15 protein-coding genes are annotated in these 14,591 nt (G+C 72.2%); 12 read left to right on the plus strand and 3 right to left on the minus strand.

Annotated elements, in window-relative coordinates:
• Positions 1-53: 53 nt before the first annotated feature.
• From queC to ACFFGY_RS11640, 5 genes are all read left to right on the plus strand, one after another.
• Positions 54-797 (plus strand): 7-cyano-7-deazaguanine synthase QueC, encoded by a 744-nt coding sequence (queC, locus tag ACFFGY_RS11620; protein WP_377044663.1) that lies wholly within the window; start codon positions 54-56, stop codon positions 795-797.
• A gap of 339 nt (positions 798-1,136) precedes the next feature.
• Positions 1,137-1,631 (plus strand): Tat pathway signal protein, encoded by a 495-nt coding sequence (locus ACFFGY_RS11625; protein ID WP_377044664.1) that lies wholly within the window; start codon positions 1,137-1,139, stop codon positions 1,629-1,631.
• Positions 1,632-1,644: 13 nt separating this feature from the next.
• Entirely contained in the window at positions 1,645-2,373 is a 729-nt protein-coding gene (locus ACFFGY_RS11630) for a MotA/TolQ/ExbB proton channel family protein (RefSeq protein ID WP_377044665.1), read from the plus strand.
• 6 nt (positions 2,374-2,379) lie between these two features.
• A complete protein-coding gene (locus tag ACFFGY_RS11635; protein WP_377044666.1) occupies positions 2,380-2,832 on the plus strand; it encodes an ExbD/TolR family protein in 453 nt (150 codons plus the stop codon).
• 4 nt (positions 2,833-2,836) lie between these two features.
• Positions 2,837-3,745: an energy transducer TonB gene (locus ACFFGY_RS11640; protein ID WP_377044667.1), complete on the plus strand. Its 909-nt coding sequence runs from the start codon at positions 2,837-2,839 to the stop codon at positions 3,743-3,745.
• Positions 3,746-4,232: 487 nt separating this feature from the next.
• Here the strand turns inward: ACFFGY_RS11640 and fusA are convergent, their stop codons facing one another.
• Entirely contained in the window at positions 4,233-6,314 is a 2,082-nt protein-coding gene (gene fusA / locus ACFFGY_RS11645) for an elongation factor G (protein ID WP_377044668.1), read from the minus strand.
• A 267-nt stretch (positions 6,315-6,581) separates the two neighbouring features.
• Here fusA and ACFFGY_RS11650 point away from each other — a divergent pair, with 267 nt between their 5' ends.
• Both ACFFGY_RS11650 and ACFFGY_RS11655 read left to right on the plus strand, forming a co-directional pair.
• Positions 6,582-8,189 carry a DUF1800 domain-containing protein gene (locus ACFFGY_RS11650; RefSeq protein ID WP_377044669.1) on the plus strand — a complete coding sequence of 536 codons (1,608 nt, stop codon included), beginning with the start codon at positions 6,582-6,584 and terminating at the stop codon, positions 8,187-8,189.
• 2 nt (positions 8,190-8,191) lie between these two features.
• A complete protein-coding gene (locus ACFFGY_RS11655; RefSeq protein ID WP_377045040.1) occupies positions 8,192-9,379 on the plus strand; it encodes a DUF1501 domain-containing protein in 1,188 nt (395 codons plus the stop codon).
• A gap of 246 nt (positions 9,380-9,625) precedes the next feature.
• Here ACFFGY_RS11655 and dksA read toward each other — a convergent pair whose 3' ends face one another.
• Positions 9,626-10,039, minus strand: a complete 414-nt coding sequence (gene dksA, locus ACFFGY_RS11660; RefSeq protein ID WP_377045041.1) for an RNA polymerase-binding protein DksA — start codon at positions 10,037-10,039, stop codon at positions 9,626-9,628.
• Positions 10,040-10,168: 129 nt separating this feature from the next.
• A complete protein-coding gene (locus ACFFGY_RS11665; protein ID WP_377044670.1) occupies positions 10,169-10,582 on the minus strand; it encodes a flagellar assembly protein FliX in 414 nt (137 codons plus the stop codon).
• 191 nt (positions 10,583-10,773) lie between these two features.
• Here ACFFGY_RS11665 and ACFFGY_RS11670 point away from each other — a divergent pair, with 191 nt between their 5' ends.
• From ACFFGY_RS11670 to ACFFGY_RS11690, 5 genes are all read left to right on the plus strand, one after another.
• On the plus strand, positions 10,774-11,877 hold the full coding sequence (locus ACFFGY_RS11670) for a flagellar basal body P-ring protein FlgI (RefSeq protein WP_377044671.1): 1,104 nt from the start codon (positions 10,774-10,776) through the stop codon (positions 11,875-11,877).
• A gap of 1 nt (position 11,878) precedes the next feature.
• The gene (locus tag ACFFGY_RS11675; RefSeq protein WP_377044672.1) at positions 11,879-12,283 is read left to right on the plus strand and encodes a rod-binding protein; all 405 of its coding nucleotides are present in this window, start codon (positions 11,879-11,881) and stop codon (positions 12,281-12,283) included.
• Complete coding sequence (locus ACFFGY_RS11680; protein WP_377044673.1) at positions 12,280-12,684, plus strand: hypothetical protein; 405 nt, start codon at positions 12,280-12,282, stop codon at positions 12,682-12,684. The genes ACFFGY_RS11675 and ACFFGY_RS11680 overlap by 4 nt, the downstream gene beginning before the upstream one ends.
• 109 nt (positions 12,685-12,793) lie before the next feature.
• Positions 12,794-13,555: a RibD family protein gene (locus tag ACFFGY_RS11685; protein ID WP_377044674.1), complete on the plus strand. Its 762-nt coding sequence runs from the start codon at positions 12,794-12,796 to the stop codon at positions 13,553-13,555.
• The gene (locus tag ACFFGY_RS11690) at positions 13,552-14,538 is read left to right on the plus strand and encodes a zinc-dependent alcohol dehydrogenase (protein ID WP_377044675.1); all 987 of its coding nucleotides are present in this window, start codon (positions 13,552-13,554) and stop codon (positions 14,536-14,538) included. Before ACFFGY_RS11685 ends, ACFFGY_RS11690 begins: the two co-directional genes overlap by 4 nt.
• The last annotated feature ends 53 nt before the right edge of the window (positions 14,539-14,591 follow it).

Raw genomic sequence — 14,591 nt, forward strand, 5'->3', positions numbered from 1 at the left:
CCGCTCCGGGTGCTGGCTCAAACGTGGCCAGTCGGGAGACGGCTGGGCCAGGGGTGGCCAGTTCGGAGGCGGCCGCGCCTGGGCCGGCCGCACCGGCGCCGGAAGGCGCGCTGGTGCTGTTCAGCGGCGGTCAGGACAGCGCCACCTGCCTCGCCTGGGCGCTGGAGCGGTGGGAGCGGGTGGAAACCCTGGGCTTCGACTACGGGCAGCGCCACCGGGTCGAGCTCGAGTGCCGCGCCACCTTCCGGGAACGCATCGCGGCGGAGTTCCCGCGCTGGGCCGGGCGCCTGGGCGCGGACCACACGCTGCCGCTCGGCGTGCTGGGCGAGATCTCGGACACGGCGATGACGCGCGAGGCCGAGATCCGCTTCCGCGAGGACGGGCTGCCCAACACCTTCGTGCCAGGGCGCAACCTGCTCTTCGTGACCTTTGCCGCGGCGCTCGCGTATCGGAGGGGGCTGCGGCACCTGGTCGGCGGCATGTGCGAGACGGACTACAGCGGCTACCCGGACTGCCGCGACGACACGCTCAAGGCGCTGCAGGTGGCGATCAACCTCGGCATGGACCGGCGCTTCGTGCTGCACACGCCACTAATGTGGCGCGACAAGCGCGCGACCTGGGTGCTGGCGGAGCAACTCGGCGGCGAGGCGCTGGTCGAGCGCGTCGTGGAGGATACGCACACCTGCTACCTGGGCGACCGCACGCACCGGCACCCCTGGGGCTACGGCTGCGGCACCTGCCCGGCCTGCGAGCTGCGCGCGCGCGGCTGGGAGCAGTACCGGGCCGAAGCGGTCTGAGACCCGGCGGGACGGCGCGGCGCGAGGCGTACCGTCTGGCCGGGGCTGCGGGGGGGCTGGCGGGCGCGATGACCTGCGATCCGGCCGGGTGTGCCGGCGGATGACGCGCGCCCCGGTCCGAGCCCGACCGCCCCCGGTCGCACGGCGCCGAAGCGTGAGCCGATCGAAACTTCAGCGGGACGTGGCTCGCTCGTGGCGACGGGCGGGCGGAGGCCGACGGCCGCGGCCTGCCCGGGCTGTGTGCGGCGCGGCGCTGCCTCCGTGATAATGCAAACAATTCTTACTTGCTAAGCGAGACGCGCTGCCGCATGACGGCCGCAACATCGGATGTCGGCCACCATGATCCCCAGTGCCCGCGCCGCCGGCGCCCCTTCCCCGTTCTCGCCGCGCCGTGGCGGCCTCGCCTTCGCGGGGCTGGCCGCGGCGCTGTTCACGCTGGCGCCCGCCGCCGCGCGGGCGGAAGACCCGGCGCCGATCACGATCGAGCTGAACCGGCTGGAGCCGCAGCCCGACCTCAAGCCCGCCGCCGGCTGCCGCGCCTGGCTGCTGATGCGCAACCCGGGCGCGGAGGCGCTCGATCCGCTGCGCCTCGACCTGCTGCTGTTCGGCAAGGACGGCGTGATCGCGCGCCGCCTGGCGCTGGATGTCGGCCCCCTGCCCGGGGCCAAAACCATGGCGCGGGTCTTCGACCTGTCCGCCCTGCCCTGCGAGAACATCGGCAGCGTGCTGCTGAACGACGTTCTCGCCTGCAACAAGGGCGATGACGCACGCGCCGCCTGCGCCGCCCGCATCACCACCGCGTCGCGCGTCACCGGCGTGAACTTCGAGAAGTAAGCGAGGCCCGATCATGAACCCCGACGCCGCCGCCCCGGCCGCCACGCTCCCCACCATCCCGGTGCCCGTCGCGCACGACCTGAGCATGCTCGGGTTGTTTCTGCAGGCCGACATCGTGGTGAAACTGGTGATGGTGCTGCTGGTGCTGGCCTCGGTCGCCTGCTGGGCCATCATGATCGAGAAGGCGGTGACCCTGGGCAAGCTGCACCGCGAGGTGCGGCGCCTGACCAAGTTCGTGCGCGGCGACCTCAAGGGCGAGGACGCGTCGCAGGGCGAGGGCCTGTCGGCGCAGGTGCTGCGCGCCGGTATGGCGGAATGGCAGGAAGGCCGCGACGAGGACGAGAGCCGCGCCGAGTTCCGCCAGCGCATCGAGCACGCGATGCGCGCCGTGCTGGGCCGGCTGATCCGCCGCGCCGAGCCCGGCCTGCCGATCCTGGCCACCACCGGCTCGGTCGCGCCCTTCGTGGGCCTGTTCGGCACGGTCTGGGGCATCATGAACAGCTTCCAGGGCATCGCCGCCAGCAACGACACCAGCCTCGCCGTGGTGGCGCCGGGCATCGCCGAGGCGCTGTTCGCCACCGCGATCGGCCTGGTGGCCGCGATCCCGGCGGTGATGGCCTATAACCGCTTCGCGATCCGCATCGGCCGGCTGCGTACCGAGGGCAATGCCGCGTCGCACGACTTCGCGGCGGCGCTGTCGCGCCGGCAGGGTGCCCGCCGCCGCCACGCCGCGGCGGAGTAAGCCGCGATGGCCTTCGGCTCGATGGACCTGGGCGGCGAGGACGAGGACAGCGGTCGCCCGATGTCGGACATGAACGTCACGCCGCTGGTGGACGTCATGCTGGTGCTGCTGATCGTGTTCATGGTGGCGGCGCCGATGATGGTGGTGGGCGTGCCGGTGAACCTGCCCAAGACCTCGGCCGCGCGCGCGGCCTCGCCCATCCCGCCGGTGGTGCTGACGGTGCGGCGCGACGGCTCGACCTTTATCAAGCAGGACGCGGTGCCGGAGGCTGAGCTGGCCGCGAAGATCAAGGCGGCGCAGGGCGGCAACGACGAGACGCCGGTCTACGTGCGCGGCGACCGGGAAGCGCCCTACGGCGTGGTGCTGCGGGTGATGGGGCGTCTGAACAGCGCCGGCATCAACAAGGTTTCGCTGATCGCCGAGGCGGAGGCCACGGCCGCGCCCGTTCAGGCACGCTGAGCCGATGAACGCCCGTTGGAGGCTCCTCGGCTGGGGGGGCTCGGTGGTGCTGCACGCCGCCGTCGCCGTGCCGCTGTTCATGGCGCACAGCGAGCCCCCGCCGCCGCCGGCCGAGGTACCGCTGGAGGTCACTGTGGCCGCCGAGGACCCGGCACCGCCGAGCGAGAGCCAGGAGGACGCGCCCGCGCAGCCGGTGGCCGAGGCGGTCACGCCCACCCCGCCGCAGCCGGTGCAGGCCAGTCAGCCACCGCCGCCCGTGCAGGCCGCCGAACCGCCCCCGGTGCAGCCGACGGAGCCGCCGCCGGTCATGGCCGCGGCCGAGCCGCCGCCCGTGGCCGCCACCGAGCCGCCGCCACCTGAGCCCGCGCCGGAACCGCCGCCCGAGCTGGCCGAGGCGCTGCCGGAACCGCCGCCGCCCGCACCGCCCCCGCCGCCCGTGCCACGCCCGCCGCAGCCCCGGCCCACGCCGCCGCGCCCGACGCCGCCCCGCCCACAGGTGGCGCGCCCGGTGGAGCGTGCGGATCCGAACCTGCAGGCTTATGCCGCGCCGCCCGCGCCCGTGGCACCGGCCGCCCCGGCAGCGCCCGCCGCGCCGTCGCGGCCGCGCATGGCCTCGGCCGGTCCGCCGGCGAACTGGGCGCAGCGCCTGTCGGCGGCGGTGAACCGTGCCAAGCGCTACCCGCCCTTCGCCCTGCAGCGAAGCCAGGAAGGCGTGGTCTACGTGACCTTCCGGATGCGGCGCGACGGGTCGCTGATCTCCGCCAGCGTTGGGCGCAGCAGCGGCAACGAGATGCTGGACGAGGCCGGGCTGGAAGCGGTGCAGCGGGCTTCGCTGCCGCCCATCCCGGAAGAGTTCTCGGACGACGTCTTCTCCGCCACCGTGCCGATCAACTTCAACATCAGCGGGCGCTGAGCCCGCGCTGCCCGGTGCCGTATCGCGGCGCCGGGCAGCCTTGCCGGGCTGATCACGCCCGGTCTCGGCCCCAACAGCGTCCAGCTGCCTGCCGGGCAGCGTGAGGGACGCCGGCCGTGGCCACGCGGGAAGACCGTTTTCAGAGGAAGGCCCGCACCGCCATCAGGCGCTGGAAGACGGCCAGCCGATCACTGCTTGCCTGCCCCCACATTCCGCCCAGCCTGCCGCGGGTCCGAGCCGCCGCGGAGTTCCGTGGGACAGCCCCGGCCACGGCGGGCGCCCCGCCGGAACCGCACGGCGTGCAGGTCGCCTCCCTGAAACGAAGAGTCGCCCTTTTGAAACGAAGAACGGCGCGGCTGGATGATCCAGCTGCGCCGTTTCCGTATTCAACCCTGGCCCGCCGGGACCCCGCTCGCGCGGGGTTCTCAGCGGAAGCCGCCGACCGCGGCACCCTTGGGGGTTGCCGTGGCCGGGTCGCGCCTGAAGATCAGGCGCTGGCCTTCATGATCTCGTCCGCGACGTTGCGCGGCACCGGATCGTAGTGGTGGAACTGCATCGAGAACGACGCACGGCCCTTGGTCATGCCGCGGAGGTTGGAGATGTAGCCGAACATCTCCTTCAGCGGCACGTGGGCGCGCACAATGACCGAGGTGCCGGCCATGTCCTGCGACTGGATCACGCCGCGACGACGGTTCAGGTCGCCCACCACGTCACCGACGTGGTCCTGCGGGGTGGTCACTTCCACGTCCATGATCGGCTCCAGGATCACCGGGCCGGCCTTCTTCATGCCTTCGCGGAAGCAGGCCTTGCCGGCGATCTCGAACGCCAGGGCGGACGAGTCGACGTCGTGGTACTTGCCGTCCACCAGGGTGAACTTGAAGTCCACCGTCGGGAAGCCGGCGAGCACGCCGGTGTCGGCCTGGACCTTGATGCCCTTGTCGACCGCCGGGATGTACTCCTTCGGCACCGTGCCGCCGACCACCGCGTTCACGAACTCGATGCCCGTGTTCCGCTCCAGCGGCTCGAAGGTGATCTTCACCTCGGCGAACTGGCCCGAACCACCCGACTGCTTCTTGTGGGTGTAGGTCTCGGTGTGGGACTTCGAGATCGTCTCACGGTACGCGACCTGCGGGGCGCCGATGTTGGCGTCCACGCCGTACTCGCGGCGCAGGCGGTCGATGATGATCTCCAGGTGCAGCTCGCCCATGCCCGACAGGATGGTCTGGCCGGTCTCCTGGTCGGTCTTCAGGCGCAGCGACGGGTCCTCACCCGCCAGCTTCTGAAGGCCGAGCGTCATCTTCTCGATGCCTTCCTTGGTCTTCGGCTCGACGGAGATGTCGATCACGGGGACCGGGAAGGCCATGCGCTCGAGCACCACGGCGTCGGAGGCGTCGGCCAGGGTGTCACCGGTGCCGGTGTCCTTCAGGCCCACGAAGGCGGCGATGTCGCCCGCGAACACCTCCTTGATCTCCTCGCGCTTGTCGGCGTGCATCTGGAACATGCGGCCGACGCGCTCCTTGTGGCCCTTGGTCGTGTTCAGGACTTGGTCGCCGGAACGCAGCACGCCGCGGTAGACGCGCACGAAGGTGAGGTTGCCGTACTTGTCGTTGATGATCTTGAACGCCAGGCCGGCGAAGGGCGCGTCCTCACGCGCGGGGATCACGCGGCGCTCGGCTTCCTCGTCCTCACCCTCTTCCGGGGCGACCTTGATGCCCTCGATGTCGACCGGGCTCGGCAGGTAGTCCACCACGCCGTCGAGCAGCGGCTGCACGCCCTTGTTCTTGAAGGCCGAGCCGCAGAAGACGGGGCGGAACTCGCCGGAGATCGTGCCCTTCTTGATGCACTTCTTCAGGGTCTCGACGCTCACGTCGCCCTTGTCGAAGTACTCCTCCATGGCGGCGTCATCGACCGACAGCACGGTGTCGAGCAGCGTCTGGCGGTACTCGGCGGCCTTGTCGGCGAGGTCGGCGGGGATCGGGGCCTCGTGGTACTTGGCGCCCAGCTCGTCGCCTTCCCAGATCAGCGCCTTCATCTCGACCAGGTCGACGACGCCCTTCAGGCTGTCCTCGATGCCGATCGGCAGCTGCAGGGCGACCCAGTTGATGCCCAGCTTCTCGGTCAGCGTGGCGGCGGCGCGGTAGAAGTCGGCGCCGGTGCGGTCGAGCTTGTTGATGAAGATGATGCGCGGCACGTTGTAGCGGTCGGCTAGGCGCCAGTTCGTCTCGGACTGCGGCTGCACGCCGGCCACGCCCTCGATGATGAACACCGCGCCGTCGAGCACGCGCAGCGAACGGTTCACCTCGATGTTGAAGTCGATGTGGCCGGGCGTGTCGATGACGTTGATGCGGTAGTCGTTCCACACGGCCGTCACGGCGGCGGAGGTGATGGTGATCCCCCGCTCACGCTCCTGGTCCATGTAGTCGGTGGTGGTGTTGCCGTCGTGCACCTCACCGATCTTATGGGACTTGCCGGTGTAGTAGAGGATACGCTCGGTGGTGGTGGTCTTGCCGGCGTCAATATGCGCCGTGATGCCGATGTTGCGAATTCGCTCGAGCGGGATGCGCGCCACGGTGGGCCTCCAATAGGTCGCCGCGCGAGCCGCGCGGGGAATGCGTCGGGGCGGGTTCGGGGTCGGCCTTCGCCGCCTCGCCCGCCCATCCGGTTTCTGCCAGGGGTGCTGGGGACCCCTCGGGCCCCGGTTTCGCGGGCGGACATGTGCGCTGTCCGGGCGCGAAAATCAAGCTTGGGCAACGCGGACGGGTCACTCTTCGTTGCAACGCCCCGGGCGGCCCCGTGTTAGGCAGGTGCCCGAGACTTCGTGAGGCCGCAACGCTCCATGGACGCACGCAGCGCCATCGCCCCGATCCGCTTTGGCCTGGGTCCCCGCATGGGGGATGGCGCCGTGGACGACCCGCGAGCCTGGCTGCTCGACCAGCTGGCCGCGCCCGATGCGCCGCGGGCCCTGCCTGAGGGCTGGGACCACCTGCCTACCACGCTCGACGCCTTCGAGGTCTGGCGCGACGACCGGGACTACAACCGCGCCCAGCGGGAGCGGACCGCCGCCATGCAGGCCGGCGGCGGAAGCATGAGCCCCGGGACAGCAGGACCGGGGAACGCGGCGGCCGGGACCATGTCCGGAGGTGCCGCGATGCCGGGCAGTGCCGGGGCGTCCGGCGGGGGCATGGCGGATGCTGGCGGGATGGCCCCAGGCGGCATGGCCGGCGGCGGTACCACGGGCGGCATGGCCGGCGGGAACGGCATGGCCGCCGGGGGCGGGTCGCCCGGCGCGGCACCCCCCGTCGTGCAGGCCTACCGCGTCACGCCGCGCGGGCAACGCATCCAGGTGTCGAGCACGGGCAGCCTCCAGCTCTTTGGTGCCGAGCGGAAGGCCTGGATGGGGCAGCTGATCACCACCGACCAGCCCTTCCGGGAACGGCTGGTGAGCTTCTGGCTCAACCACTTCACGGTCAGCCGGCGGGAATCCCTGACCGGGGTTTTCGCGGGGCCGATGATGCGCGAGGCGATCCGGCCGCACCTGACGGGCCGCTTCGCCGACATGGTGGTGGCGGTGACGCGGCACCCGGCGATGATCCTGTACCTCAACCAGAACACCTCGGTGGGGCCGAACAGCCAGCGGGGGCTGCAAAGGCACCTGGGCCTGAACGAGAACCTGGCGCGCGAGGTGATGGAGCTGCACACGCTCTCGCCCGCCGCCGGTTATTCCCAGGAGGACGTGACCAGCTTCGCGCGGCTGCTGACGGGGCTGAACATCGAGGCCACCAAGGACCCGATGGGCGTGGTGTTCCGCCCCGAGCTGCACGAGCCCGGCACCAAGACCATCATGGGCCGCACCTTCGCGCCCGGAGAAGCCTCGATCGAGGAGGCCCTGCGCTGGCTGGCCGACCACCCGGCGACGCACAAGCACCTGGCGATCAAGCTCGCCCGGCACTTCGTGGCGGACGACCCGCCGCCGGCTGCCGTGGCCAAGCTGGAGGGCGTGCTGCGCGACACCGGCGGCGATCTCGGCGCCACGTCGCGGATGCTGGTGACCATGGAGGAAAGCTGGACCACGCCGCTGAACAAGCTGCGCGCGCCCCAGGACTACGTGGTGAGCTGCCTGCGCGCGCTGGGCGCCGATGCGGGGTACGGGGAGTTCGCGGCCAATATCTGCACCGTGCTGAACCAGCCGCCCTGGATCGCGCCGCAGCCCAATGGCTGGGGCGACACCGCCGCCGACTGGGTGACGCCGGAAGGGATGCTCCAGCGCATCGACCAGGCGCACGGCATGACGGGGCGCTTCTCGCGCCTCGACAGCAAGGCGGTGCTCGACACGGTGCTGGGGCCCCTGGCGCGGCCGGAAACCCAGCAGGCGGTGATGCGGGCCGGCTCCAACCGCGACGCCCTCACCCTTATTCTCGGCAGCCCGGAGTTCCAGCGGCGATGAGCATGCCACATCTTCCAAAAATCGGCCGGCGCGGGTTGCTGCTGGGCCTCACCTCGCTGGCGGTGGCGGGCAACGCGCGGCTGGCCTTCGGCGCAGGCCCCGAGGGCGATGCGCGGCTGGTGGTGATCCTGCTGCGGGGCGCGATGGACGGGCTGGCCGTGGTGCAGGCCTATGGCGAGCCGGGCTGGCGCGACCTGCGCGGGCCGCTGGCGCTGCCCGAGCCTGGGGGGGAGAACGGGCTGCTCGACCTTGGCGGCAAGTTCGGGCTGCACCCGAGGCTCGCCAGCATGCACCGGATCTATCGCGAGAACGGTTTGCTGATCGTCCATGCCGCCGCCGGGCCCTACCGCTCGCGCTCGCACTTCGACGCGCAGGACATGCTGGAAAGCGGCGCCGAGCAGCGGCTGAGCTCCGGCTGGCTGAACCGGGCGCTGGCGGCGATGCCGGAAACCGCGGCCCACGCGCGCACTGGGCTGGTGGTGGGGCTGGACCTGCCGCTGCTGATGCGCGGCAATGTTCCGGTGGCGATGTACGCCGCGGCGCGCTCCGCCCGGCCGGACCCGGACCTTTACGCCCGGCTGATGGAGCTGAACCACGAGGACCCGGTGATCGGCCCGGCCATGACCGAGGGGATGCGGGCGCGCGGCATGAGCACGGAGCTGCTGGGCAACCCGAAGCAGCAGCGGTCCGGCTTCACCGACCTGGCGGAAGCGGCGGGGCGGCTGCTGGCGGCACCCAACGGGCCGCGCGTGGCGGCGCTGGAGATCGGCGGCTGGGACACCCACGACGCCCAGATGGGGCGGCTGAACGCGCCGCTGATGCAGCTCGACAGCGGGATCGCGGCGCTGCAGGCGACGCTGGGTCCGGCCTGGAAGCACACGGCGGTGCTGGTGATGACGGAGTTCGGCCGCACGGTGCGGGCCAACGGCTCGGCCGGCACGGACCACGGCACGGCGGGCGTGGCCTTCCTGGCCGGCGGCGCGATCGCCGGCGGACGGATCGGCGGCGACTGGCCGGGCTTGAGCCCCAACAACCTGTTCGAGAACCGCGACCTGCAGCCCACGACCGACCTGCGGGCGCTGGCCAAGGGGTTGCTGGCCGACCACCTCAAGCTGCCGCCCCGCGCCATCGCCGCCGCCTTCCCGGACAGCGAAGGGGTGGAAGCAACGTCGCGGCTGCTGGCCTCCTGAGGGCGCCAGGGTCCGGTCGGCTGCAGCGGCACGGGCCTCACGACGGCGCCGGCGACCGGGTCGCTCGCCCAAGGCCAAGGGTCCCGTGCTGGGGCGTCCTGTGCCGGGGCGACTCGACTCCAGGCAGGTAAGCCGGGGGCTCGGCCCTTTGGGGGCTCGGCCTCTAGGAACCCGGATCGGGCCATTGACCCCGGGAACCCGGATCGCGGAGCCGGGTTTCGGGCCCGAACCGCGGGTCCTGTGGGATCAGTCGTCGCGGTGGACACGCTCCATCCGCTCGTGCCGCTCCTGCGCCTCGATCGACAGCGTGGCGATGGGGCGGGCTTCCAGGCGCTTGAGGCCGATCGGCTCGCCGGTCTCCTCGCAGTAGCCGTAGGTGCCGTTCTCGATCCGCTCCAGCGCCTGGTCGATCTTGGAGATCAGCTTGCGGGCACGGTCGCGGGTGCGGAGTTCGAGGGCACGGTCGGTTTCCACGCTGGCACGGTCGGTGAGGTCGGCCTCGATGATCCCCCCCTGCCCCATGGAGGTCAGCGTTTCGCCGGCCTCCCGCAGCAGGTCGAGGCGCCAGCGCAGCAGCTTCTGCCGGAAGTATTGCAGCTGCTGGGTATTCATGAAGGACTCGACATCGGACGGGCGGTAGTCCGGCGGAAGCGTCATCAGCATCGCGCGCAATCCCTATGAGCGTCGTGCGAGCCGGCGGCATTCCCGGCCCACGAAACCGCGAGGTTCATACAAGGCGCATGGCTGCCCCGCCAAGTGCTCCGTTGCGACGATTCCGAGACGAATCTCTCACCGTCGGTTGTTTCTGCCCTCGTAACGGGCGATTTCAACCCTGGCGCGCAGCGCGATGGCACTCAGCGCATCGGCCAGCACCGGGTCCGAGGCGGCGCGGCCTTCCGCCAGACTGGCCAGCCGCTCCAGCCGGGCCGGGTCGGCGCGGCCACTCAGGAGCTCACGCTGCAGGGCCTGGAGTTCTTCCAGCATCGCCGCGGCGCGTTGCCGGCCCTGGCGGTCGCGTTCCGCCGGGTCGTCCGGTTCTTCCTGGATCGCCAGCAGCCCCACGGCCGCCAGCGGCGCCGCGGCGGTGGCCGTGCCCGCCTCGGTGGTCTCCTCCGGCAGCGTGAAGCCGCCGGCGGCGGCGCGGCGCGCGCGGTTGCCCCCGGCCACGGGCCCGGCCCCCCTGATGTCGCCGATGCGGTGCATCCTGCCGCCTCCTGTGCCGCAGCCCGGCGGGTTTGGCCGCCCGCCCGGCAGTTTCTGCCGCTTATCCCTGCCTGCGGGGCGGCACGTCGCTTGCCCCTCCCCGCTCCGAGATGAGCGACATCCTGCACAGAACCTCTTTCCGAACCGAAAACCCGGTGCGCTTCGCGTGGGCATCGCGGACGGGCCGCCGGATGCTGCCGGTGCTCGCGCTGCTGCTGGCGCTGCCGGCGCTGCTTCTCGCGGCGGGGCCGGCGGCGGCACAGGTGCGGATCAAGGACGTGGCGGATGTCGAGGGGGTGCGCGACAACCAGCTGGTGGGCTACGGCCTCGTGGTCGGGCTGCCCGGCACCGGCGACAAGCTGCGCACCGCGGTGTTCACCCGCCAGTCGCTGGTGGGCATGCTGGAACGGCTGGGCGTCAACACCCGCGACAACGAGAAGCAGCTCGACACCCGCAACGTCGCGGCGGTGATGGTGACGGCCAACCTGCCCTCCTTCGCGCGCAGCGGGTCGCGCATCGACGTGGCGGTGTCGGCGTTGGGCGACAGCACCAACCTGACCGGCGGCACGCTGCTGGTGACGCCGCTGCTGGGCGCGGATGGCGAGGTCTACGCCGTGTCGCAGGGGGCGCTGGCCACCGGCGCGATCGGCGCCAAGGGGGCGGCTGCCTCCGTCCAGCGAGGCGTGCCGACAGCCGGGCGCATCGCCAACGGCGCCATCGTGGAGCGCGAGATCCCCTTCGAGCTGGCGGGCCAGGACCGGCTGCGGCTGAGCCTGCGCAACCCCGACCTCACCACGGCGCAGCGGATCGCCGCCGCCATCAACGGCAGGCTGGGCGGTGTCGCCACCGCCACCGACCCGCGCACCGTGGTGCTGCTGACGCATGGCCGCGACATCCCGGGCCTGCTGGGCGAGATCGAACAGCTGCGCATCACGCCGGACCAGTCGGCGCGGGTGATCATCGAGGAAGCCTCGGGCACCATCGTGATGGGCGCCGACGTGCGGATTTCCACCGTCGCGATCGCGCAGGGCAACCTGACCATCCGCATCACCGAAACCCCGCAGGTGAGCCAGCCGGCGCCGCTGAGCAACGGGCAAACGGCTGTGGTGCCGCGCACCGGCATCCAGGTGGACGACCAGAACGGCCGTCGCCTGGGCATCCTGCCGCGCTCCGTCACCCTGCAGGAACTGGTGAACGGACTGAACTCGCTGGGCGTCGGGCCGCGCGACATGATCACCATCCTGCAATCCATCAAGGCGGCCGGCGCCCTGCAGGCCGAGCTGGAGGTCCGCTGAGATGGGCAGCCTCCCCGCTTCCCCCACCGCCGCGCCGGTCGCGCCCGCCACGCCCCAGCTCGGCATGGCGCAGGACCCGGCCGCCATGCGCAAGGCCGCCGCGAAGTTCGAGTCGCAGACGCTGAGCGCCCTGCTGCAGCCCGCCTTCAACGCCGCCGCCAATGACAAAAGCGCCTTCGGCGGCGGCGAGGCCGAGGCGCAGTGGCGGCCGATGCTGGTGGATGCCTATGCCGAGGCCTGGGTCCGCCGCGGCGGCATCGGCCTGTCGCAGTCGGTGATGGGGGAGATGCTGCGGATGCAGTCGGCCTCCGGCGGCCATCCTTCCCCTGCCCCTGACAGCGCCAGCACCGGTCATGGGGCCGGCAACACTTCCTCAACACCCCACAACGGAGAATCCGTCCCATGATGATGCAGTCGCTGATCAACGCCGGCCTTCGCCTGGCCGACGCGCTGGATGCCGAGAACGAGGCGCTGTCGCGCTTCGACATGGTGAGCGCGGCGAAGCTGGCGGAAGCCAAGATCCGCGCCTCGGAAGCCTTCGCGGCGGCGCACGGCGCGGTCCATCGCACCGCCTCGCGCCCCGACACGACGGAGCGCGTGGCGGCGGAAGCGCTGTCGACCCGTCTCAAGACCCTGTCCGACGAGAACCGGCGGCTGCTGGAGCGCGCCATCGCCCTGCAGGCGCGGGTGATCGAGACCATCGCCACCGCCGCCATCCCGCACGCGCGCCCGGCCACCTACGGGCGCGGTGGCTACAACGCCGCCTCGCGGCTGGCGCCGTCGCTGGCGCTCGCGACGCGGGCCTGAAACAGCGCGAACGGGCCAGGGCTGGCGGGCGCGGCACGGTCCGCTGCATCGCCGACCCCGATCACGCATCGGGATGGTCACCCGCCCGTGACTGCGGCAAGCTCCCGGCATGGGAGACGACGACGCCTGGTCCATGCTGCTGCGGGCACGACGGGGCGAGGGTCCGGTGCCGGACCACCCCGTGGCGCGACTCTTCGCGCCGCTGCTGGACCGGCCCGAGATCGTGCTCGGGCGGCTGGCACAGACGCTGGACGGGCGGATCGCCACGGCCTGCGGGGCCAGCCAGTGGATCGGCGGCGCGGGCGACATCCTGCACACCCACCGCCTGCGCGCCCTGTTCGACGCCGTGATCGTGGGCGCCGGAACCGTGGCGGCGGATGACCCGCAGCTGACCACGCGCCACTGCGAGGGTTCCCATCCCGTGCGCGTGGTGCTGGACCCTGACGGGCGCCTCGGACCCGACCACCGCTTGTTCCGCGAAGGGCCGCCCACGATCCTGGCGCGCGCCACCGACCGCTGCGGCACCGCGGACCGGCACGGATCGGCGGAGCTGCTGCCCCTGCCGCGCGAGGATTTCCTGCCATCGGTGCTGCGGGCGCTGCGCGCGCGCGGGCTCGGCCGGGTGTTCGTGGAAGGCGGCGGCGTCACGGTGTCGCGCTTCCTGGCCGCGGGGCTGCTGGACCGGCTGCACCTGACGGTGGCGCCGGTGATCCTGGGTTCGGGCCGCCCCTCCTTCGTGTTGCCCGAGGCGCTCTGCATCGACGATGGGTTGCGCGTGCGCTGGAGCGTTTATCCGCTGGGCGAGGATGTTCTGCTGGATATTCCCCTCGACGGGGCGCGACCGGGCCGGCGGGACGGCGTGCCGGCGTGAACGCGGCGGGTGAGGCGCGGGCCCTCTGGATCGTGGCGCCAGGACGGGCGGAGCTGCGGCGCGAGGTGCTGCGCCAGCCTGACGCGGAGGAGCTGCTGATCCGCGCGCTCCACAGCGGGATCTCGCGCGGGACGGAGCGGCTCGTGCTCGGCGGGCGGGTGCCGGAAAGCCAGTACGCCGCGATGCGCGCCCCGCTGATGGCGGGCGAGTTCCCCCATCCGGTGAAGTACGGCTACGCCGCGGTGGGCGTGGTGGAGCGCGGGCCCGCCGAGCGGATCGGCCAGCGCGTCTTCGTGCTGCACCCGCATCAGGACCGCTTCCTGGCACCCGCCGCGATGTGCGTGCCGGTGCCCGGTGCCGTGCCCGACGCGCGCGCCGTGCTGGCCGCCAACATGGAAACGGCGCTCAACATCCTCTGGGACGCGGCGCCCCTGCCCGGCGAGCGGGCCACCGTGATCGGCGCCGGCGTGGTGGGGCTGCTGGTGGCGCGGCTGCTCGCGCGGATGCCGGGGATCGACTTGGTCGTGGTGGACAGCGACGGCGGCAAGCAGGCGATTGCGGAAGCGCTGGGACTGCGCTTCCGCCTGCCCGACGATGCGCCGGCGGAGCGCGAGCTGATCATCCATGCCAGCGCCAGCGAGGCGGGGCTGCAGCTGGCGTTGCGCTGCGCCGCGACCGAAGCGCGCATCCTGGAAGCCTCCTGGTTCGGTGACCGCGCCGTGTCGCTGCCGCTGGGCGAGGCGTTTCACGCGCGGCGGCTTCGGCTGATCTCGACGCAGGTGGGACAGGTCTCGCCCGCGATGCGCGGCCGCCGCACCTACGGGGAGCGACTCGCCCTGGCGCTGCAACTGCTGGAGGATCCGGCGCTGGACGTGCTCTGCACGGTGCGCGTCCCCTTCGCGAAACTGCCGCGACGCCTGCCGGCGCTGCTCCATGGCGGGGATGCCGTGCTCTGCCCCGTGGTGGATTACGGCGCGGACTGAGCGGCGCAGGGAGCTTCGCCGCGCCTGACGCGACGCCCCGTGACGCGACGCCT

It is taken from the genome of Roseomonas elaeocarpi, assembly GCF_042433915.1.
In the GTDB taxonomy this organism is placed as follows: Bacteria; Pseudomonadota; Alphaproteobacteria; order Acetobacterales; family Acetobacteraceae; genus Roseomonas; species Roseomonas elaeocarpi.